Below are 21251 nucleotides of genomic sequence, written 5' to 3'. Positions count from 1 at the left end.
GAGTGGGCCATTTCGGCCGTTCCCACTCAGTCGGAGAAGTGCCGGCGCACGTGCTGGTCGAAGAACCGCTCGACGAGACCGGAGGTGAGCACACCGGGCCGGTCCGGGGCGCGGTCGCCGCACCGGGTGGCGCGCACGGTCGTGGACAGAGGCGGCGTCCGCTCAAGGGCGTCGGTGTTGAAGAATCCGTGTCCGGCCCCGTGGACCGAAATCAGGGTCGCCTCGCTGCCGGCGCCGTGCAGCGCGTCGAACAGCCGTTGGCTCTGCCTCGGCCCGACCAGGAGATCCTCGTCTCCGTGCAGGATCAGAAAGGGCGCTGCCGGCCCGCTCACATGGCTCACCGGGCTCGCCTGGGAGGCGAGTTCAGGATGGTCCTGAGTCGGACCGCCGAGCAGTCCCCACGGCGGGGACGACGGGTCGATGTCGTTCACGACCCCGCCCGGCAGGCTGTCGGCGTCCATGCGGAGAAGGTCGGCGGGGCCGTAACCGTCGACGACGGCCCGGACCTCGCTGGAGTACTCGGCATGGCCGCCGTTCCCCTCCCACACCGGGTCGCCGCCCGTCAGTCCGAGCAGTGCGGCCAGGTGCCCGCCCGCCGAGCTTCCCCATACGCCGATGCGCTCCGCGTCCAGGCCTCGGTCCTGCGCCACCGAGCGCAGATAGCGCACGGCGGCTTTCACGTCGTGCAGTTGGGCCGGCCAGACCGCCGTCCGGCTCGACCGGTACTCGACGTCCGCCATGGCGTAGCCGCGCTGGGCGAACAGCCGTCCCAGGTGAGGGCCCATGCCCCGGGCGGCCCGCTGCCATCCGCCGCCGGGCAGCCAGACGACGACGGGACGCGGACCGGGCACTCCCTCGGGCAGATACAGGTCCAGCCGCAGCTCACCGCCGGTGGCGGGCCGGGAGAAGACCAGATCGCGCAGAACCTTCACGGCGGGTGCTGGTACAGGTGCCGTCGGTCCCGGCGGCAAGGTCGAGGCGAGGCCCTCGACGTAGGTCTGCATCAGGGTCGCGTTGCGGCCGCGCTGTTCCGCGTCGGCCCGGTCGTCCGCTTCCGTGCGTGGGCTCACGCTCCCTCCCACTGCTGGCCCGGGGCGGGAACGTTCCGGTAGCGGGTGAACGCCTGCTGCATCCGGTCCGGGGAGGGGATGAACGGCACCGTCGGCACGTCCCGTTCCTCCGTCAGGTCGCCCAGCGCCTGGAAGAAGCGCTCGAATCCGCCGGTGGAGACGCCGAGGATCTTGTTGTACTCGCCTTCGGTGCGGTACGAGTGGACGATGCCCGCGGGCACGTATCCGAAGTCGCCGGGGCGCAGCAGTTTGCTCTCCTGGCGCCCGTCGGGGTGTTCCAGGAAGACGCGGGCGGCTCCTTCGACCACGTAGAAGATCTCGTGCACGTCCTCGTGGGAGTGCGCGACGATCAGGTCGCCCTTGGGCTGGCGGGTGGTGAAGACCCCGAACTGGCCCTCCGTCTCGTCCGCTGACAGCAGGACCGTCACCACGCTGTCGAACAGCTTCGCCCGTTCGCCGTCCCCGTCCTCCAGGAAGAAGGGTGCGGGACGTCCGGGAAGCACTCCTTCCCAGGACGGTTTCGGCCGTCGGCCGGGAACTTGACCGAATGTCACAGGTGCCTCCAAGGGGTGGGTGCGCGTGTGATCAAGTCTGCTGACGAACCGCTCCGGGAGCCACGACTTGTTGCCTCAAGCATCATGAGGGCGAACCTAACCTTGCAGGTCAGAGCGGTTTCGTATCCCTTCCGGTCTCAGCGGGTATCGGACCGCCGGGTCTCTCGACGCGCCACGCGTACGGCGAGTTCCTCGACCGCCAGGACCGCCGCGGAGGGCGCCCTCGCCGACCGCAGCAGGTAGACCGTGGCGTCGGGCAGTCCTCGCACCGGGACGAACGTGACACCGGGCCGGGGCGAGGCGGAGACCGCCCCGGCACCGGCGATGTTGACGCCGAGGCCGGCCGAGCAGATGTCCAGGACCTCCTCGAACGTGTCGGCCACGTACGCGACCTTGGGGGCGAACCCGTCGCTGCGGGGCAGCCCGAGCCAGTCGATGAGTGCCTCGTCACCCAGGGCCGCGACGAAGTGCTCGTCCGCCACCTCGTCCACGGTGACGCTGTCCCGGCCGGCCAGCGGGTGACCGGCGCCGACCACCAGCACCCTGCCCTCGGACCAGAGCGGCACCGCGTGCAGGCCGGGGGCAGAGGGAGCTGCCAGGGCCGGCGCGAGAACCACGTCGACCAGGTCCGTCCGCAGCGCGGTCAGGGAGCCGTCGAACCCGAGGCGCCGGATCTTCCATCGTGTGGCCGGAAAGGCTCGCGCCGCTTCGTTCAGGATGACGGAGCCGATGTGGCTCCCGACGACGAGGCCGACGCGCACCACCGCACCACCTGCCCGTCGCTCCTCGGCCCAGGACACGACTTCGTCGAGCGCCGCGATGGAACGGTGGGCCATCGGCAGCAATTCGGACCCCAGCTCGGTGAGTTCCACGTGGCGGGCGTCCCGCCGGAACAGCGGGGCGCCGAACCGCCGTTCCAGCGCCGCGATCTGCTGGCTCAGCGACGGGGCGGAGATGCGCAGGCCCTGCGCGGCACGGGCGAAGTGGAGCTCGTGTGCCACGGCGACGAAGTACCGCAGTTGCTGGACCGTGAGATCCACGGCAGATCCTCCTGGTGGGACGCGCCTACGGCAGGGGCAGACCGGCGTAGTTCTGCGCGAGTTCGGCGGCGGCGTGCGGGGAGGCGGCGATCCTGTCCAGCTGCGAGACCTGCAGCCGGGTGTCGAAGCCGCTCTGCTCCGGGTCGGTGTGGAGCGTGCTGGTCATGAAGTACGAGAAGTGCTCGGCCCGCCACACCCGGCTCAGGCAAGTGTCGGAGTAGGCGTCCAGCAGGTCGGACGATCCGGTCGTGTGCTGACGCACCAGGGCGCGGGCCAGCACGACGACGTCGGCCGCCGCCAGGTTGAGCCCCTTCGCCCCGGTGGGCGGGACGATGTGGGCGGCGTCTCCCGCGAGCAGGACGCGGCCGTAGCGCATGGGTTCGGTGACGGAACTGCGCATCGGCAGGACGTTCTTCGACGTGATGGGGCCGCGCCTCAGCTTCCAGTCCCCGTCGATGGCGAAGCGGGCGTCGAGTTCGTCCCAGATCCGCTCGTCGGACCAGTCGGCGGGGTCGGTGCCGTTCGGTACCTGAAGGTAGAGCCGGCTGACTTCGGGTGACCGCATGCTGTGCAGCGCGAAGCCGCGCGGCGAGTGGGCGTAGATCAGTTCGTCGCAGGACGGCGGTACGTCGGCCAGGATCCCCAGCCAGGAGTACGGGTACACCCGGTCGTACGTGCGCTGCACTCCGGCGGGGATCGCGGCCCGTGTCACGCCGTGGAATCCGTCGCAGCCCACCACGTAGTCGCAGGTGAGCACTTCGTTGCGGCCCTCGTGGGTGTAGTGGACCGTCGGCCGGTCGGTGTCCGCCCCTTCGACCGACGTGACCTCGGCGTCGAAGAACAGCGGTGCGCCGTCCGACAGTTGCAGGGCTATGAGGTCCTTGACGACTTCGGTCTGGGCGTAGACCCACACCCGGCGGCCGTCGGTGAGTGAGGGGAAGTCGACGCGGTGGGCCCGGCCGTCCCAGCGGAGCTCGATGCCGTCGTGCACCAGGCCCTCGGCGTCGAGGCGCTGGGCGGCGCCGGCCTCGCGGAGCGCGTCGACGGTGGGCTGTTCGAGAATGCCGGCGCGCTGGCGCTGTTCGACGTACGCGCGGTCGCGGCTCTCCAGGACCACGCAGTCGACACCTGCGCGGTGCAGCAGGCGTGCGAGCAGGAGTCCCGCCGGTCCGCCGCCGATGATCCCTACGGTCGTGTGCATGGGCTACTTCTCCTTGGCGGCGTGGGTGACTTCGGTGAGGATCCGGTCCGCCGCGGCGAACGCGGCGTTGGCTGCCGGGACTCCGCAGTAGACGGCTGCCTGGAGCAGGACCTCCTGGACGTCCTCGGGCGTGAGGTCGCCGCTGCCGAGGGCGGCCCGCAGATGCATGGCCAGTTCCTCGTGGTGGCCGAGTGCCACCAGGGCGGTGAGGGTGAGGCAACGCCGGGTCCGGTGGTCGAGGCCGGGCCGGGTCCACACCTCGCCCCAGGCGTAGCGGGTGATGAAGTCCTGGAAGACGGCGGTGAAAGGCGTGGTCCTGGCGATGGCCCGGTCGACGTGCGCGTCACCGAGGACGGTGCGGCGTACGGCAAGACCCGCGGTATGGCGGGAGGCGTCGTCGGTGGCGGCCGCGGTCCCGGCCGCGAAGTGGTTCAGCAGTGCGGCTCTTACGGGGGCGGGCCGTTCGATGTTGGCCAGGTGGGAGGCGCCCGGGAGTTCGATCAGCGTCGAGCCGGGGATCGTGTCGGCCAGTTCCCGGGCGTGGGCGACCGGGGTCGCGGGGTCGTCGCGGCCCGCCACGACGACTGTGGGGGCGGTGATGCGTGCCAGTTCACCGCGCAGGTCGTGTGCGGCGAGGGCGTCGCACAGCGAGGCGTACGCGTGGGGGTCGACGCCGCGCAGGTCTGCCAGGGCGGCACGGGCCGCCGGGCTGTCGGCGAAGTCCGCGGTGAACCAGCGGCCCGCCGCGCTGTCGGCCACCGGGCCGATCCCTTCGGACCGTACGAGGGCCGCGCGTTCGTGCCAGGCCTGCGGTTCACCGAAGCGCGCCGAGGAGCACACGAGGGCGAGGGAGGCGATCCGGTCGGGGTGGTGGACGGCCAGCCAGGTCCCGACCGCGCCGCCGAGGGATATGCCCGCGTACGCGAACCGCTCGATGCCGAGGGCGTCGGCGAGGCGGAGCACCTGTCGGCCCAGCTCGGCGACCCCGCTGCCCGCGGGGAACAGTGCGGCGGGGGAACCGCCGTGACCGGGAAGGTCCCAGCGGACCACCCGGTGTTCGCGGGCCAGTGCGGCGATCTGTGCATCCCAGACGGACAGTGCGGTGCCCAGGGACGGCCCGAGGAGGAGCGGCGGTCCGGAGAGGGGTCCGTCCACCTGGTGGTGGAGCAGGCGTGCGGTGGAGGCCTCGGGTGTGCGCGGGGTGGTCTCGGGTGTGCGCGGGGTGGTCTCGGGTGTGCGCGGGGTGGTCATGGGGCTCCTGGACCGGGCGGTGCCGGCGGTGAGGGGTGCCTGGCGGCAGCTGCCGGACGTGCACGGTGCGGGTGCTCTGCCGCCGGGCAGCAGATGCGTGTCGGGGTCGTTGCGTGCGGCCTGCGTGTCATTCCGGAACTGTCCCCTCGTCGTGGCGGCGCAGCGCACGGTCGACGAGAGGGCCGGCCGCCCCGGTGTAGCCGGACGGGTCGGTGAGGGTCTTCAGCTCGTCCGGCGTCACCGCGCCTGCCAGTGCGGGGTCCTGAACCAGGGCTTCGTGGAGGCGGATTCCCTCGCGAGCCACGCGGGCGGCAGCCTCGGTCACCACCGTGCGAGCCGCTGCCCGTCCGACCCTGGCCGCGAGGACGGCGACGATCCGTTCGCTGACGATCAGTCCGCCGGTCGCGTCGAGGTTCTCGCGCATGCGCTCCGGGTGGACACGCAGCCCCTCGGCCAGGGCGGCCGCCGCGTCGGCGGCTCCCCCCACCGAGCGCAGCGCCTCGCGCAGGGGCTGCCATTCGGCGTGCCACGCGCCGGGCGGGCGTTCGTCCTCTGCGGCGAGGGAGCCGTACAGGACCCCCGCGAGGGCGGGGACCTGGCGGGCGGCCGCGGCGATGAGGACGGCACGGGCCGGGTTGGCCTTGTGCGGCATCGCGGACGATGCCCCGCCGGCACTCTCGGAGACCTCGCCGATCTCGGTTCGGGAGAGGACGAGGACGTCCACGGCGAGTTTGCCGAGCGCCCCGGCGGTGAAGGCCAGCGCTCCGCCGAGGTCGGCGACCGGGGTGCGCAGGGTGTGCCAGGGCAGCGGGGGCGCGGCCAGTCCGGTCGCGGTGGCGTACGCCTCGACGAGCATCGGGCCGGCGTCCTGGGCCGTCGCTTCGCCGCCTGACGCGCCGGTCCTCCCCGTGACCGGATCCCCGGGCTCGGCGAAGGCGGCGAAGGCCGCCAACGTCCCTGCGGCGCCGCCCAGTTGCACCGGAAGCGCGGCCCGGACCGCCGCGATCCGGTCGCGGGCGTCGAGGACCAGGCTGCGCCAGCCCGCCACTTTCAGGCCGAAGGTGGTCGGCACGGCGTGCTGGGTGAGGGTGCGGCCGGCCATCGGCGTGTCGCGGTGCTCGGCTGCGATGAGCGCCAGGGCGGCGGCGGCACGGTCCAGGTCGGACAGGATCAGGTGCGTTGCCTCGGACGCCACCAGCATGGCAGCGGTGTCGAGGATGTCCTGGCTGGTCGCGCCCCGGTGGACGTGCGCGGCGGCCGCCGGGGACCGTTCGGCGACTGCGGCCGTCAGGTCGGCGGCCAGCGGGATGACCGGGTTGCCTCCGGACCGGGCCCGCAGCGCCAGGGCGCGCGGGTCGAACCGGCCCGTGTCGGCCGCGGCCGACGCGACGGCTTCCGCCGTCCCGGCCGGGGCGTGGCCGAGCGATTCCTGGGCGCGGACGAGCGCGGTCTCGGCGTCGAGCAGTGCGCGTACGTACGCGGCGTCGCCCGTGGCGTCCTCGACCGCCGTTCCGGCGCGGACCGGTGCCAGCAGGCCGACGTCCGCCACCATGCCGGCCGAAGTCACCGTGACAGCCGAAGCCGCCGTGTCGGCCGAAGCCGCCGAGTCGCCTGAAGCCGCCGTGTCAGCCGAAGTCAAGGAAGACCGTCTCCTCATGTACCCCGTCGTACTGCAGACGGATGTCGAACCGGTGGATGCCGGTGTCCTCCGGCGTGGTGAGGAGTGTGGCCCGCCGCTCCTCGGGAAGCCCTGCGAGCAGCCTGTCCTGTGCGATGCCGGCCGCGTCGTGCAGATAGGCGCGGGTGTACAGGTGGTGTGTCAGGCCGCGGGCGAAGACGACGAGCGCGAGGTACGGGGCTCCGCCCGGCGGCAGCGTCCGTACGGTGTAGTGCCCGTCGGCGTCCGTCGCCACCCGGCCGAAGCCGGTGAAGCCGACTCCGTGGCGGCCGATGACCGCCCCGGTGACGGGGTCGCGGCGCAGGGAGCCGGGCGCCCCGTGCCGGGAGCCGTCGGGTGCCGGCTGCCAGACCTCTATGACGGCGTCGGGCACCGGCTCACCGGCCCCGTCGAGGACGTGGCCGTGCAGGACGACGGTGCCGGGGTGGCCGGCGGGGGCGATGTCGCCGCCGCCCGCGAAGGGCAGGGCGTACCCGTAGAAGGGGCCGACGGTCTGGGACGGGGTGGGCAGAAGCTCCCCGGGGGTGGCGGCGGGTGTGGCGGCGGACATCAGCGGCCCTCCTCGATCCAGGTGGCGGACGGGCCGTCGAGGACGATGTCCCAGCGGTAGCCGAGCGACCATTCGGGGGTGGACAGGTCGTGGTCGTACGCCGCGACGAGCCGGCCGCGGGCGTCGTCGTCGGTGACGGACTGGAGGATCGGGTCGTGGGCGAAGAGCGGGTCGCCCGGGAAGTACATCTGGGTGATCAGACGCTGGGTGAAGGCGTCCCCGAACAGTGAGAAGTGGATGTGCGCGGGGCGCCAGGCGTTGGTGTGGTTGCGCCAGGGGTAGGCGCCGGGCTTGACGGTGACGAAGGAGTACGCGCCCTGATCGTCGGTCAGGCAGCGGCCCACGCCGGTGAAGTTCGGGTCGAGGGGGGCGGGGTGCTGGTCGCGCAGATGGGCGTACCGGCCCGATGCGTTGGCCTGCCAGATCTCGACGAGCTGGCCACGCACGGGACGGCCCGACCGGTCCAGGACCCGCCCGGTGACCGTGATCCGCTCACCCAGGGGTTCGCCGTGGTGCTGCCTGGTGAGGTCGTGGTCGAGTTCGGTGATGTCGGTGACGCCGAAGACGGGGCCGGAGAGCTCGACGGCCTCCGGGTCGGCGCCCACGGCGATCAGCGGCCGCTTCGGGTGGCGCAGGGTGCTGCTGCGGTACGGGGCGTAGTCCCGGGCGGGGTGCGGGCGCACGGGTGCGCCGCCGGCGAGGGACGTGGCGTAGTCCTCGCGTGCCGCGGTGATCTCGGCGGTGATGTCGGCCTGGGTCAGTGCGCGGGGGGCGGCCGGGGCGGATGGGGTGGTCATGGGTGCAGGTCCTTCCTGTCCAGTACGGGGGCGGGTGCCCGCCGGGCGACGGCGCACGGCGCGGCCGTGCGCGGGCCGGGTCTCACGGCGTGGCTCCGTGAGCGGGACGGGTGGGTCTCACGGCATGGCCGATTCGGCGACGCGGACCGGGGCGGCGGTCCGGGCGAGCACCTCGGCGATGTCGACGCCCGGTGCGGTCTCCGCCAGGACAAGTCCGCCGGGAGTCACATCGAGCACGGCCAGATCCGTGATGATCCGGTGGACGCACCCCCGGCCGGTGAGCGGCAGGGTGCACTCCTCGACGATCTTCGGGCTGCCGTCCTTGGCCGTGTGGGTCATCGTCACGATGACCCGGCGGGCACCGTGCACGAGGTCCATGGCGCCGCCGATCCCGGTCACCAGCTTTCCGGGGACGGCCCAGTTGGCGAGGTCCCCGACGGCGGACACCTGCATCGCGCCGAGCACGGCCGTGTCGATGTGACCGCCGCGGATCATGCCGAAGGACAGCGCCGAGTCGAAGAACGAGGCCCCCGGCAGGACGGTGACCGTCTCCTTGCCGGCGTTGATCAGGTCGGGATCGACGTCCTCGTCGTACGGGAAGGGGCCGGTGCCCAGGATGCCGTTCTCGGATTCGAGGACGACGTGCACGCCTTCGGGCAGGTGGTTGGGGATGAGCGTCGGCAGGCCGATGCCCAGGTTGACGTACTCGCCGTCACGGAGCTCGGCGGCCGCTCGGGCGGCCATCTCCTGGCGGTTCCAGCTCATCGGTGACCGTCCTCGTCCGGGGTGGTGGTCCGTGGTGTCACGGTGCGCTGCTCGATCCGCTTGTCGGCCGCCTGCTCCGGCGTCAGCGCGACCACACGCCGGACGAAGATGCCGGGCAGGTGGACGTGGTCGGGGTCGATCCCGCCGGGCTCGACCAGTTCCTCGACTTCGGCGATCGTGACGCGGCCGGCCATGGCGGCGAGCGGGTTGAAGTTGCGGGACGCCTTGTTGAAGACGAGGTTCCCGTGCCGGTCCCCCCTGGCCGCCCTGACGAGGGCGTAGTCGGTGCGGATGCCGCGCTCCAGGACGTAGGGGGTGCCGTCGAAGTCGCGCACCTCCTTGGCCGGCGAGCTGACCGCGACGCCGCCGTTCTGGTCGTAGCGCCAGGGCATTCCGCCGTCGGCGACCAGGGTGCCGACCCCCGCCGGGGTGTAGAAGGCGGGAATGCCGGAGCCGCCGGCGCGCAGCCGCTCGGCGAGGGTGCCCTGCGGGATGAGTTCGAGCTCCAGCTCACCGGCCAGGTACTGACGGCCGAACTCCTTGTTGCCGCCGATGTACGAGCCGGTGACCCGGCTGATCCGGCCTGCGGCCAGCAGGACCGCGAGCCCGGAGTCCTGCGCGCCGCAGTTGTTGGAGACGATGCGCAGATCGCCGGTCCCCCGTTCATGGAGGGCCGCGATCAGCGCGTCGGGGACGCCGCTGAGTCCGAAGCCGCCCACCGCGATCGAGGCGCCGTCCGGCACGTCGGCCACGGCTTGCGCGGCGGAGGCGACCACCTTGTCCATGGGACCGTCCCTCACTTGTTCGCAGAGTGAAGTTTCTTTCACTATTCTTGCCACGGAGTCTGCCGCCCGTCCGGATCCCTGTCAACGGTCGGCGGCCCACCGCTGCCGGGCGGACCGCCCCTCACCTGCCGGGGTTCACTACTGTGTCCCCACGACGCACGACGGAGAGCCGATGCCACCGACCCACACGCTCCAGCAGACCGAGACGCCGGCACCGGCCGAAGCCGTCGCCCCGCTCATGCGCGGCATCACGGTCCTGCGCCGGCTCACCGACGAGGGCGGGACGATGAGCCCCAGCGCCATCGAGCGGACCACCGGTCTGGCCCGGTCCACGGTCGACCGGATCACTGCGACCCTGGCCCGCATGGAGTACGTACGTGTGGACGGCCGCGACATCACGCTCGCCCCGCGCCTGATGGAGCTGGGAAACGCCTACCTCTCCGCTCTCCGCCTTCCGTCGCTGCTCGGCCGGCGCGCCGACGCCCTGGCGGACGAACTCGACGAGTCGGTGTCCCTCGCGGTCGGCGACGGCGACGGCATCCGCTTCATCCATCAGGCCACCCGGCGTCGCGCGATGTCGCTGAGCTTCCGCATCGGCGACCTACTGCCCGCCGAACGCACCGCCCCCGGGCCGCTGTTGGCAGCCGGCTGGGACGCGCGGGCGTGGCAGCGGTGGCGGGAGCGCCGCACCTCGGACCCGGAGGGTCTGGCCTTCCCCGCCGTGCCCCCGCGCCCGCCCTCGGACGAGAAGGAGTTCGCCGTACGTGCGGAACGGGCGCGCCACGACGGCTGGGCTCTGGACGACCAGCTGATCGAGCCGGGCCTCGTCGCTCTCGCCGTTCCGGTCCGCTCCCCCGAGGGCGAAGTGGCCTGCCTCGTCAGCGTCGTGAGCCACACCAGTCGGCACACCGCGGCCTCCCTGCACGAAACCCTGCTACCCCGGGTGCGAGCGGCCGCCGCGGCCATGGAGGAAGACCTCCGACAGGCCCCTCCCGCCGTCCACCCCGACTCCCCCACCGCGCTGGCCTCCTGGACCGGGGCGTCGAAGCAGGAGCTGGGCCGCGAGTTCATCGAGTCGCTCGCGCGCGGACTGACCGTCCTGACCAGCTTCGGCGAGGGCCGGGACGCGCTGACGCTGACCGACGTCGCGCGGGCGACCGGGCTGGCCAGGGCGACCGCCCGGCGTGCCCTGATCACCCTGGAGCATCTCGGCTACGTCGCCACGCGGGGGCGGGAACACCACCTCGCCCCGCACGTACTGGCCCTCGGCTACCCGCCGTTGTCCCGCACGACGCTGCCGCAGATCGCCCAGCCCCACCTCGCCGCACTCACCGAGCAGGTCCGGGACTCGGCCTCACTCGCGGTCCTCGTCGGCGACGACGTCCAGTACACCGGGCGCGTCGCGACCCGGCGCATCATGAACGTCAACATCACGGTCGGCACGCGGTTCCCCGCGCATGCGACCTCCATGGGCCGCGTCCTGCTCGCAGCCCTGCCGCCAAAGGAACGCGAAGCCCGCCTCGCCCGCACGGAACCGCACGCCCTGACCCCGTACACCGTCACCCGGCCCGACGAACTCCGCGCCACCCTCGACCGCGTACGGGCAGACGGATACGCCCTGGTCGACGAGGAGTTGGAGATCGGGCTGCGTTCAGTCGCCGTACCCGTCCACGACCGTCGCGGCACGGTCGTGGCAGCGGTCAACGTGGCCATGCACAGCAGCAGCCGCACCCTGGAGGAGTGCGTCACGGAGGTACTGCCCCGTCTGCGCGCGGCTGCCGGCGGCATCGAGACCGACCTGCACATCACCGAACGGTACGTCCGGGTCCCGGCGACGTGATCCCACGGGGCGGGCGTTCACGCCGCGCTCGCTCCCGGGTTCCGTCGCAGGGTGCTGGAGGGACGACTGCTGGAGGAACGGCCCCGGTCACCTTCGGAGTGGACTTGCGGGTCCATTTTTGCCTTTCTACGGTGCACAGACCTGCCGCGGTGAACGGACTGCGGCAACCGCTCCGGGAGAGGCGCCCCTCATGCACGCAATCCACATCGAGCGACACGGCGGCCCGGAGGTCATGACCTGGTCCGAACGGCCGGATCCGACACCCGCCCCCGGTCAGGCCCTGGTCCGGCTCGGTGCCGCCGGGGTGAACTTCATGGACGTGGGTGCCCGCTCGGTCGGCGCCCCCGGCTGGTCCGCCCCGACGGGCCTCGGCGTCGAGGGCATGGGGTACGTGACCGCGCTGGGCGACGACGTCGAGGACCTGTCGGTCGGCGACCGGGTGGCCTGGTTCTACCACCCGGGCAGCTACGCCGAGATCCTGGCCATCCCCGCAACCGCGCTGGTCAGGGTCCCCGACGACGTGCCGGACGAGACGGCGGCCGCGATCATGATGCAGGGACTCACCGCGAACCACTTCACCACCGAGACGTACGCCGTCGGACCGGGCGACACCGCTGTGGTGCACGCCGCGGCCGGAGGCGTGGGCCTGCTGCTGACCCAGATGATCAAGGCTCGTGGCGGCCGCGTCATCGGCCTGGTATCCCGTGCCGAGAAGGCGGCCACGGCCGAGGAGGCAGGTGCGGACCACGTCCTCGTGTCGTCGGGAGCCGGATTCGAGCAGCGCGTGAAGGAGCTGACAAGCGGCGAGGGCGCCCACGTCGTGTACGACGGCGGCGGGACCGCGACGTTCCGGTCCTCCCAGCTGTCGCTGCGCCGGCACGGGGTGCACGCGTACTACGGGCCCTTCATGGGCGTTCCGTCGCTCCCCGTGACCGATCTGCCGAACAGCATCCTGCTGACGTACCCGACCGTGCAGGACCACGTCCCCGACCGGGAGGCGCTGGTCACCAGGACCGCGGAGGTCTTCCGGATGGTCCAGGAGGGGAGGGTCGTCCCGCGCATCGGCGGCCGCTACGCGCTTTCGGACGCGGCGCGGGCCCACCGGGATCTCGAATCGCGCCGGACCACCGGGAAGCTGCTGCTCCTTCCCTGACCCGCCCCCGAGGGGCCTCGCGGTTCAATGGACTCCCCGTCCGGAACAGGAGACGCATCGTGCCGTTGACTCCCAAGGGTGCCGCGACCAAGCAGCGCATCATCGAGGGCGCCGCCGCCGCGATCCGGCGGCACGGCGTGTTCGCGCTGACCCTCGACGACGTCCTCGCGCTCACCTCGACGAGCAAGAGCCAGCTGTTCCACTACTTCCCCGGGGGGAAGGACGAACTGATGCTGGCCGTCGCCCGCCACGAGGCGGAAGGGGTGATCAGCGACCAACAGCCGGAACTGAGCGCCCTCACCTCATGGCTTGCCTGGCGGAACTGGCGGGACAAGGTGGTCTCCCGCTACCGCGAGCAGGGCCGGGAGTGCCCGCTCGACATCGCGGTGTCCCAGATCGGCTCAGCCACGGCGGGAGCGCAGGCCGTCGCCACCGGACTGCTCGACCGCTGGCAGGGCGAACTGGCTGCCGGCATCCGGCACATGCAGTCCATCGGGGAGATCGACGCCGACCGGGACGCGGACCGCTCGGCGGCGGCGTTGCTGGCCGGTATCCAGGGCGGTGTGGTGATCCTTCTGTCCACCGGCCGCATGGGACATCTGGAGGCGGCTCTGGACCAGGGCATCGCCGATCTGCGACGCCGGACAGCCGCCTGATTCCGCGCGTACGGGAGCAGCAGGGCGGGGCGCGTACGAAATCGGAGGGCCGGAACGCGGCTCGACTGCTAAGATCGTCACGCTTTTCAGCGTGTACCGAGGAGACCAGACATGGCAGGCGACGACGACATCTCCGGGTGATACCCGGATGTGATCGGCCACCGCGGGCGCCCAGGGGCGCCACCGCAGTGGCCATGTCGTTGTTCCCTTCGGCCACTCCTCCGGGGCGGCAGTCTGTGCCGATCCCGGATTCACACGCGAGGTATTCCGCATGTCCGACGCATCCATCATCTGCTCGAACCTCTCCTTCTCCTGGCCCGACGACACTCCCGTCTTCGCCGATCTGTCGTTCACCGTGGGTACCGGCCGTACCGGCCTCGTCGCGCCCAACGGGTCCGGCAAGAGCACCCTGCTCAAGCTGATCGCCGGGGAACTGCGCCCCGCCACCGGGTCCGTGACCGTGGGCGGCACACTCGGCTACCTCCCGCAGAGCCTCCCCCTGACCGGTGATCTGTCGGTGGCGCAGGTCCTGGGCGTCGACGCGGTGATCCGCGCACTGGATGCCGTCGAGTCCGGCGACGTGCGCGAGGATCACTTCGCGGTCATCGGCGACGACTGGGACATCGAGGAGCGCACCCGCGCCCAGCTGGACCGGCTCGGGCTGGAGGGCATCACCCTCGACCGCAGCATCGGCACGCTCAGCGGCGGCCAGGTCGTCTCGCTCGGGCTGGCGGCCCAGTTGCTGAAACGGCCCGACGTCCTGCTGCTCGACGAGCCGACCAACAACCTGGACATCGACGCGCGCCGTACGCTCCACGACACGCTGGAGGCGTGGAACGGGACCCTGCTGCTCGTCAGCCACGACCGCGCACTGCTCGACCGGATGGACCGCATCGCTGAACTCAACCCGGGCGAACTGCGCCTGTACGGAGGCAACTTCACCGCCTACGAGGAGTCCGTGCGGGCCGAGCAGGAGGTGGCCGAGAAGAACGTCCGCAATGCCGAGCAGGAGCTGAAACGGGAGAAGCGGGAGCTGCAGCAGGCCCGTGAGCGGGCCGAGCGCCGTGCGAGCAACGCGGCCCGCAACCTCAAGAGCGCGGGTCTGCCGCGCATCTTCGCGGGGAACATGAAGCGGGGCGCCCAGGAGTCCGCGGGCCGGGCAGGTCAGACGCACGCCGCCAGGGTCGGCGAGGCCAAGGCCCGGCTGGACGAGGCGGGCCGCGCCGTACGCGACGAACAGCGCATCACCCTCGACCTCCCGGAAACCGACGTCCCCGCCGGGCGCACCGTCCTGCTCGGTGAACAGATGCGGGTCCGTCACGGCGACCAGGAGCAGTTCGCCGGCCAGGGCGTCGACCTGACGATCCGGGGCCCGGAGCGCATCGCGCTCACCGGGCCCAACGGGGCAGGCAAGAGTACGCTGTTGCGCGTGATCAACGGCGATCTGCCGCTGGACGGAGGCGAGATCAGGCGTGCCGACGGGCGGATCGCGTACCTCTCGCAACGCCTCGATCTGCTCGACCTCGACCTCACCGTGGCCGAGAACTTCGCAGCGTTCGCCCCGCACCGGTCGGAGGCGGAGCGGTTGAATCTGCTCGCACGTTTCCTCTTCCGCGGCGACCGTGCCCACCTGCCCGTCGGTGTGCTGTCCGGCGGCGAACGGCTGCGGGCCACCCTGGCCTGTGTCCTGTGTGCGGAGCCGGCCCCGCAGCTGCTGCTCCTGGACGAGCCGACCAACAACCTCGACCTGGTCAGCGCCGATCAGCTGGAGAGCGCGCTGGGCTCCTACCGGGGGGCGTTCGTGGTCGTCAGCCATGACGAGCGGTTCCTCGAACGGATCGGGGTGGACCGATGGCTGAGGCTGGCCGACGGAGAGCTGATGGAGACCGGAGCGCCGCAGACGTGACCTCCTGATGTGCCGTCCTGGCCCGCGCCCGAGGCCGAGCGCCCGGCGGGCCGAGAACCGATCACGTTGGAGGCAACGATGAGCAACCCCACACCCCCGCCCGCCCTGCTCGCACACGACCTCGTCCGCACCTTCGGTGCGCGGCGCGTACTCGACGGGGTGTCACTCACCGCGTCGCCCGGCCACCGCATCGGCCTGATCGGGGAGAACGGGGTCGGCAAGTCGACTCTGCTGCGGCTCCTCGCCGGGACGGACGAACCCGAATCCGGCAGCGTCACCCGGCCCGCCGATGTGGGCTTCCTGCACCAGGAGATGGCGTTCGACACCGGGTCCACGATCGCCGACGTACTGGACGACGCCCTCCACGAGGCCCGGGCGGACCTGGCGGAGCTCGACCGGCTCTCCGGGCTGCTCGCCCGCACCCCGCAGAGCTCCCCCGGCCACGCCGCGCTCCTGGAGGCGTACGGACGACGGCTCGAACAGGCCGAGGAACGCGAGACGTGGGACGCCGACCGGCGTGCCGCCATCCTGCTCACCGGGCTCGGCCTCGCGGCGCTGCCGCATGGGCGGACTCTCGGCTCGCTGTCGGGCGGGCAGCGTGGCCGTCTCGCACTCGCCGCGCTGCTGGTGCGCCGTCCCTCGGCCCTGCTGCTGGACGAGCCGACCAACCACCTGGACGACGAGGCCGCCGCCTTCGTGGAGGAACACCTGCGCGACATGCCGGGCCCCGTGGTGATCGCCAGCCATGACCGGGCCTTCCTCGACGCCGTCTGCACGGACCTGATCGACCTCGATCCGGCCGTCGACGGTCCCGTAAGGTTCGGCGGCGACTACAGCAGCTATCTGAGCGAGAAGCGTGCCGAGCGGGCCCGCTGGGAGCGCCGTCACGCAGAGGAACAACAGGAGCTGGAGGCGCTGCGGCGCTCGGCCGATGTGACCGCGCGCATGGTCGCACCGGACCGTGGGCCTCGCGACAACGAGAAGATGGGGTACGGCCTGCGGGCCGGCCGCGTGCAGAGCCAGATCGCACGCCGGGTCCGCAACGCCTCCCGCCGGCTGGACGAGCTCGAGCGCAACCGCATCGGTGAACCGCCCCCGCCGCTGCGGTTGCGGTACACCTCTCTGGCCGGGCCGTCGGCGGAAGGCACCCTCGTGTCCCTGCGCGGGGTACGTGTCCCGGGCCGTCTGGCCGTGGACAGCCTCGACGTCACGGCGGCCGAACGCCTGCTGGTCACGGGGGACAACGGCGCGGGGAAGTCGACACTCCTCGCGGTGCTCGCCGGCACTCTCGCCGCCGAGGGCGAGGTGGGCCGGCGGCCGGGGCTGAGGGTGGGGATGCTCACCCAGGACACGGAGTTCGCCCGGCCTGACCGCACCGTCCGGGAGACGTACGAGAAGGCACTGGGCTTCGAACGGGCCGAGGAGGTGCCGCTGGTCTCGCTCGGCCTGATGCATGAGGGAGACCTCGACAGGCCGGTGGGACAGGTGTCGGTCGGCCAGCGCCGCAGGCTCGCCCTGGCCGTGCTGACGGCACGCCCGCCGCAGCTCCTGTTGCTGGACGAGCCCACGAACCACCTGTCCCCGCGCCTGTGCGACGAACTGGAGGAGGCCCTGGGCACGGGTCCCGGGGCCATCGTCCTGGCGAGCCACGACCGCTGGCTGCGGAGGCGCTGGCACGGGCGGGAGCTGCGGCTGCGCCCGGAGCGGGAGGCCCTAGGCTCGTCCGCATGCTGAACCGGTTTCCGTTCGACGAAGCACTGCGCTCCACCGTGGGCATCCCACAACGGAGCAAGCTCCTGGACAGCAGTCCGCGGTCACGGGTGTGGCGGGTCCGGCTGGCCGACCGAAGTCTGGTGATCGTCAAGCAGATCACCGATGACGGGGACGCGGGCGCCGACGCGGACACGCGCTTCGCGCGGGAAGTCGCCGGGCTGCGCCTGGCGGGGCGGGCAACCGGGCCCACAGTGGCCCCCGCGGTGCTCGCCACGGACCTGCCCGCGCGGGTGATGGTCCTCGAGCACCTGGACGACCTCGGCAAGACGGACGACTGGATGCCGGGGTACGCCGAGTCGCTCGCCCGACTGCACGCCCTGACCGGGCCCGCCGACGCAGGCGCGCTCCCGGCCTGGTCGGGGCCCACGGCCGCCGATGCGGAGTCCTTCCTCACTCTGGCCCGGACGCTCGACGTGCCCGTCCCGTCCGCGGTGCCCGATGAACTCACCGCTCTCCTCGACCGGTTGGATCCCACGCAGCACCATGCGCTGCTGCACGGCGACCCGTGCCCCGGCAACGACCTGCGCACCACCGGCGGCGTCCGCTTCGTCGACTTCGAACGAGCCTCCCTCGGCAACGGACTGGTCGAACTCGCGTACTTCCGCATTGGCTTCCCCACCTGCTGGTGCGCGATGTCGGTCACGGCAGCCCCGCTCGCGGAGGTCGAGGACATCTACCGGACCACCTGGCGCAGCCTCACCGGCAAGGATGTGCCGGGCGACCTCGCTGACGCGTGCGCCGGCTGGCTGATCCAGGGTGACGCGCTCGTCGAGCGGGCCCACCGCGGCACGGTCGACCAGCTCGCCCGGGTGCCCACCGAGGACTTCGAGTGGGGCTACATCTCCGCCCGCGAGCGGCTCGTCCACCGACTCGGCGTGGTCGCCGACTTGACCCGCGACCACGACCAACTGCACGCCATGGGCCGCCTCAGCTCCACTCTGGCCGTGCGCCTGTTGGAACGCTGGCCGGAACTGCGGCCGCTGCCCGCGCACGACACCCGCCCTTGGTACTAGGGAGTGTCCGCGACATATCGTCGTCCGCCCGGAGGGCGGGGCCTGCGGCGTCCGGTGCGTGCTCTCACCGGTTCACACCTCCGGTGCGGCCACCTCGATCAGCAGGGCCTGTCCCGGGTTGAGCGTCGGCATGGGCAGCCCCGCACCGGTCAGTACCGAGCCGGGCATCGGGACCCACTCCCTGACCGCCTCCCGGTACCAGGCGGGAGCAACGACCTGATGCATGGAGGGCAGCCCGGCCTCCGTGCGGATGCGGACCCGGTAGGGCCGGCCGGGGGTCAGTCCGGGCAGACGGACGCGGCCCGACTGTGCCGGGACGGAGGTTGCCGTCCGCGCCCAGCAGTACAGCGCGGAAGCGGCATCCGGTGCGACGACTCCGTGCAGGTACGTCGCGTCGTCGCCGAGATCCGCCCTGACGACCCGTCCGCCGTGGAGCAGCCCGCGTACCTCCTTGTAGAGCGCGGCCCACCGGGTCAGCGCCTCCCGTTCCGTGGGCGTGCGGGCGGTCAGGTCGTCCTCGATGCCCGCGTGTCCGAACAGTGCGGTGATCAGGCGGAACGAGTCGTCGGTGACCCGGCCCGTCGTATGGCTGCGCGGGCCCCCGACATGGGCGCCGACGAGTTCGGGCGGCAGCAACTGCCCCGTCCAGCGCTGGATGGACTGGCGCTCCACGGGGTCGTTGCAGTCCGAGGCCCACACCCGGTCGGTGCGGGCGAGGACGCCGAGGTCGACGCGACCGCCCCCGCTGGAACACGACTCGATCTCCAGGCCGGGGCGGCGGGACTTGAGAGTGTCCATCAGCCGGTACAGGGCTCGTGTCTGGGCGTGCACGCCGGGCCGGTCACCGCCGTTCGTGCCGCGGTGGACCGCCTCGTGCAGTTCCCGGTTGTGGTCCCACTTCAGGTAGTCGATGCGGTATTCCGCGACGAGGGCGTCCAGCGATTCCAGGAGATACGCGAACGCCTCCTCGTGGGCCACGTTCAGCACGTACTGCCGGCGGGAGCTCGGCCCCAGGCCCGCGGACGGGCCGAGGATCCACTCGGGGTGCTCCCGCGCGAGGTTCGATTCGAGGTTCACCATCTCCGGTTCGACCCAGAGCCCGAACTGCATGCCGTAGCCGTGCACCCGGTCCGCCAGCGGGGTCAGTCCCTGGGGCCACATCTGCGGGTCGACCGTCCAGTCGCCGAGTCCGGCCGTGTCGTCGCGGCGGCCGAGGAACCAGCCGTCGTCCAGGACGAGACGCTCCACCCCGACGGCGGCAGCGGCGTCGGCCAGTGCGAGGAGCCGTTCGGGACGGTGGTCGAAATAGACCGCCTCCCAGGTGTTCAGCGTCAGCGGGCGCGGTGACGACGGGTGCCCGGGGCGGGAGCGGAGCATCGTGTGGAAGCGTCCGGCGAGACCGTCCAGACCTTCGGCGGACCACGCGAAGTAGCACTCGGGCGAGGTGTGGCTGTCGCCCGGTGCGAGCCGGATCTCGCCGGGCGAGAGCAGTTCGCCCCCGCCGAGGACGCCGCCGTGCACCCCGGCGCCTTCGGGCAGCCGCTCGGCCAGCCAGCGCTGGTTGCCGCTCCAGCCGACGTGCAGGGCCCAGACCTCGCCCGTACGGAATCCGAAGCCGGGCACACCGACCGTCAGCAGATAGGGCGCGTCCAGCCCGGGGCGGCCCCGGCGGACCTCGCGGACGTGGCCGGCGAAAGCTAGCGGGCCGCGCTGCGGGGAGCGTTCGCGGCACCACTTGCCGGTGAAGTCGAGGATCTCCTGCGCGCGGTTCGGCAGCGGGAGCAGGGCGGTGGTGGCGGCGAGATCGTACGGGGCGGGGCCGGGGGCATCGGCCGGGGAGGACATCCGGGTGCGCACGCCCAGCACACCGGACGGGTCGAGCCGATAGGTGAGCGTGAGGTCGAGCCCGGCGTCGGAGTCCCGGAGAGCGATGACGAGTGCGTCCGGGCCCTCTTCGGCGCCGGTCATCGTGACACGGGGCGTGGTGGCCGTGCCGGCCCGGTGGCCCTCGTGGGCAGGGGTGCCCGACCAGCCGTCGGCCTGGGTCGGCCAGACCGTGAACTGCCGTGGCTCGTCGAGTGCGCAGTGGAGCGAGGCTCCGTCCGCAGACAGTGCCAGGGACGCGAGACCGTCATCGGTCAGCTCCCCGAGGTCCTCGCCCCAGTGCAGGATGCGGGGCAGTGGAGCACGGAGCTCGACGACGAAACTCACCCCCGCTGCGCGCAGGTGTGCGATCCGGGTGGTGCTGAGGGTCATGCGGTGTCCTCTCGATACCGGTGGGGCGGCGCCTCGCCTCGCCGCCCCGTTCGCGCCGGTCAGGCGTAGGGGTCGAAAGGGATCCCCGCAGGCTTCGCCTTGTCCAGGTGACCGGCGAAGTTGCCGTCCTTGAGACCGAAGACTGCACTGCCGAAGTCCGCCTGCACCAGCTTCTCCCGGATGCCTGCGGGGTAGCCGTTCCAGCCGACCAGATCGGGGAACTGCCACTGGTGGTAGTGGTTCTCCGGCGGCTCGTCGCCCGTGGTCGCGCGGCGGAAGCAGTGCGTGCCGATTCCGTCCTTGTGGTAGACGACCTTGGGGTGCGTCCCGTCCCACAGCATCCCGTCCCGGCCGTACACGTTGAAGTCGCCGTGGGCGGAGGTGGAGACGTACTTCGCCTCGTTGTCCTGCACCCACACCACGACGTGCTCCCAGTCGTGACGGTGCCCGCCGAGCCCGCTGCCGGCCACGGCCTGGTCCTTCTCGAAGTAGAGGCCGTAGATGATGGCGCACCAGCCGTTGTTGCACTTGGAGCGTGCGTAGCCGTTGGTGTTGTCCAGGTCCCAGGAGTCGTGGCAACTGCCGTTGACGGCGCCCGTGGTCTTCAGTCCGGGAGCTATGGTCCCGTCGGCGCCGATGGCGGGTGTCGGATAGCAGCCGTCGCCGTCGTAGTCGAAGGCGGGCTGGAAAGTCTGCTCCAGTCCGTCCGCGTTCGCGGGCAGAGCGCCCGGCACCGCCGCGAAGGCGCTGCCGGACGAGGCGACGACCAGCGCCGCGGCGGCGGCCAGGGCGAGTGACGCCTTGCGGAGTCGTCCTGTGTTCTTCACTGCATCCTCCTGGTTCACACCTGCCGGACTCGGCCATGCCATGGCATGCCCATGTCCAAGCTCGCGGAACCCCGTGTCCCGGTCGGGCGTCACGGATTTCGCAGTGATGAAGCGTCGGCCAACAGCTCTACGGCAC

General features: G+C 72.0%; 18 protein-coding genes. 6 read left to right on the top strand and 12 right to left on the bottom strand.

The window, feature by feature from the left end; all coding sequences use genetic code 11:
- Window positions 1-26: 26 nt before the first annotated feature.
- The 10 genes from SH922_RS38810 to SH922_RS38765 form a co-directional block, all read right to left on the bottom strand.
- On the bottom strand, window positions 27-1070 hold the full coding sequence (locus SH922_RS38810) for an alpha/beta hydrolase fold domain-containing protein (protein ID WP_393063198.1): 1044 nt from the start codon (window positions 1068-1070) through the stop codon (window positions 27-29).
- Window positions 1067-1573 (bottom strand): quercetin 2,3-dioxygenase, encoded by a 507-nt coding sequence (locus SH922_RS38805; RefSeq protein WP_393063197.1) that lies wholly within the window; start codon window positions 1571-1573, stop codon window positions 1067-1069. Before SH922_RS38805 ends, SH922_RS38810 begins: the two co-directional genes overlap by 4 nt.
- Before the next feature lie 188 nt (window positions 1574-1761).
- On the bottom strand, window positions 1762-2664 hold the full coding sequence (locus tag SH922_RS38800; RefSeq protein ID WP_393063196.1) for a LysR family transcriptional regulator: 903 nt from the start codon (window positions 2662-2664) through the stop codon (window positions 1762-1764).
- 25 nt (window positions 2665-2689) lie between these two features.
- The gene (locus SH922_RS38795; RefSeq protein WP_393063195.1) at window positions 2690-3865 is read right to left on the bottom strand and encodes a 4-hydroxybenzoate 3-monooxygenase; all 1176 of its coding nucleotides are present in this window, start codon (window positions 3863-3865) and stop codon (window positions 2690-2692) included.
- Window positions 3866-3868: 3 nt separating this feature from the next.
- Entirely contained in the window at window positions 3869-5116 is a 1248-nt protein-coding gene (gene pcaD, locus SH922_RS38790; protein ID WP_393063194.1) for a 3-oxoadipate enol-lactonase, read from the bottom strand.
- Between the two features lie 127 nt (window positions 5117-5243).
- The gene (locus SH922_RS38785; protein ID WP_393063810.1) at window positions 5244-6668 is read right to left on the bottom strand and encodes a lyase family protein; all 1425 of its coding nucleotides are present in this window, start codon (window positions 6666-6668) and stop codon (window positions 5244-5246) included.
- Window positions 6669-6741: 73 nt separating this feature from the next.
- On the bottom strand, window positions 6742-7344 hold the full coding sequence (gene pcaG, locus SH922_RS38780) for a protocatechuate 3,4-dioxygenase subunit alpha (protein WP_393063193.1): 603 nt from the start codon (window positions 7342-7344) through the stop codon (window positions 6742-6744).
- A complete protein-coding gene (gene pcaH, locus SH922_RS38775; protein ID WP_393063192.1) occupies window positions 7344-8141 on the bottom strand; it encodes a protocatechuate 3,4-dioxygenase subunit beta in 798 nt (265 codons plus the stop codon). Before pcaH ends, pcaG begins: the two co-directional genes overlap by 1 nt.
- Window positions 8142-8258: 117 nt before the next feature.
- Window positions 8259-8906, bottom strand: a complete 648-nt coding sequence (locus tag SH922_RS38770) for a CoA transferase subunit B (protein WP_393063191.1) — start codon at window positions 8904-8906, stop codon at window positions 8259-8261.
- The gene (locus SH922_RS38765; protein WP_393063190.1) at window positions 8903-9691 is read right to left on the bottom strand and encodes a CoA transferase subunit A; all 789 of its coding nucleotides are present in this window, start codon (window positions 9689-9691) and stop codon (window positions 8903-8905) included. Before SH922_RS38765 ends, SH922_RS38770 begins: the two co-directional genes overlap by 4 nt.
- A 172-nt stretch (window positions 9692-9863) precedes the next feature.
- On the opposite strand from SH922_RS38765, the gene SH922_RS38760 reads away from it, so the two are divergent.
- The 6 genes from SH922_RS38760 to SH922_RS38735 all read left to right on the top strand — a co-directional run bounded on the left by SH922_RS38760 (window position 9864) and on the right by SH922_RS38735 (window position 18032).
- Complete coding sequence (locus tag SH922_RS38760; RefSeq protein ID WP_393063189.1) at window positions 9864-11531, top strand: IclR family transcriptional regulator C-terminal domain-containing protein; 1668 nt, start codon at window positions 9864-9866, stop codon at window positions 11529-11531.
- 190 nt (window positions 11532-11721) lie between these two features.
- Window positions 11722-12684 carry a quinone oxidoreductase family protein gene (locus SH922_RS38755; protein ID WP_393063188.1) on the top strand — a complete coding sequence of 321 codons (963 nt, stop codon included), beginning with the start codon at window positions 11722-11724 and terminating at the stop codon, window positions 12682-12684.
- A 59-nt stretch (window positions 12685-12743) separates the two neighbouring features.
- Entirely contained in the window at window positions 12744-13340 is a 597-nt protein-coding gene (locus SH922_RS38750; protein ID WP_393063187.1) for a TetR/AcrR family transcriptional regulator, read from the top strand.
- A gap of 271 nt (window positions 13341-13611) precedes the next feature.
- Window positions 13612-15246 carry a ribosomal protection-like ABC-F family protein gene (gene abc-f / locus SH922_RS38745; RefSeq protein WP_393063186.1) on the top strand — a complete coding sequence of 545 codons (1635 nt, stop codon included), beginning with the start codon at window positions 13612-13614 and terminating at the stop codon, window positions 15244-15246.
- A gap of 78 nt (window positions 15247-15324) precedes the next feature.
- Window positions 15325-16980 carry an ABC-F family ATP-binding cassette domain-containing protein gene (locus SH922_RS38740; protein ID WP_393063185.1) on the top strand — a complete coding sequence of 552 codons (1656 nt, stop codon included), beginning with the start codon at window positions 15325-15327 and terminating at the stop codon, window positions 16978-16980.
- Window positions 16974-18032 carry a phosphotransferase family protein gene (locus SH922_RS38735; protein WP_393063184.1) on the top strand — a complete coding sequence of 353 codons (1059 nt, stop codon included), beginning with the start codon at window positions 16974-16976 and terminating at the stop codon, window positions 18030-18032. Before SH922_RS38740 ends, SH922_RS38735 begins: the two co-directional genes overlap by 7 nt.
- A gap of 72 nt (window positions 18033-18104) precedes the next feature.
- Here SH922_RS38735 and SH922_RS38730 read toward each other — a convergent pair whose 3' ends face one another.
- Together SH922_RS38730 and SH922_RS38725 are read right to left on the bottom strand one after the other, a co-directional pair.
- The gene (locus tag SH922_RS38730; protein WP_393063183.1) at window positions 18105-20288 is read right to left on the bottom strand and encodes an alpha-galactosidase; all 2184 of its coding nucleotides are present in this window, start codon (window positions 20286-20288) and stop codon (window positions 18105-18107) included.
- A 59-nt stretch (window positions 20289-20347) separates the two neighbouring features.
- Complete coding sequence (locus tag SH922_RS38725; protein ID WP_393063182.1) at window positions 20348-21157, bottom strand: NPP1 family protein; 810 nt, start codon at window positions 21155-21157, stop codon at window positions 20348-20350.
- Between the last annotated feature and the right edge of the window lie 94 nt (window positions 21158-21251).

This window comes from Streptomyces sp. LN549 (assembly GCF_043203805.1).
GTDB lineage: Bacteria > Actinomycetota > Actinomycetes > Streptomycetales > Streptomycetaceae > Streptomyces.
Note: the sequence above shows the minus strand (reverse complement) of the source record. Positions and strands in the feature narration are given on the sequence as shown.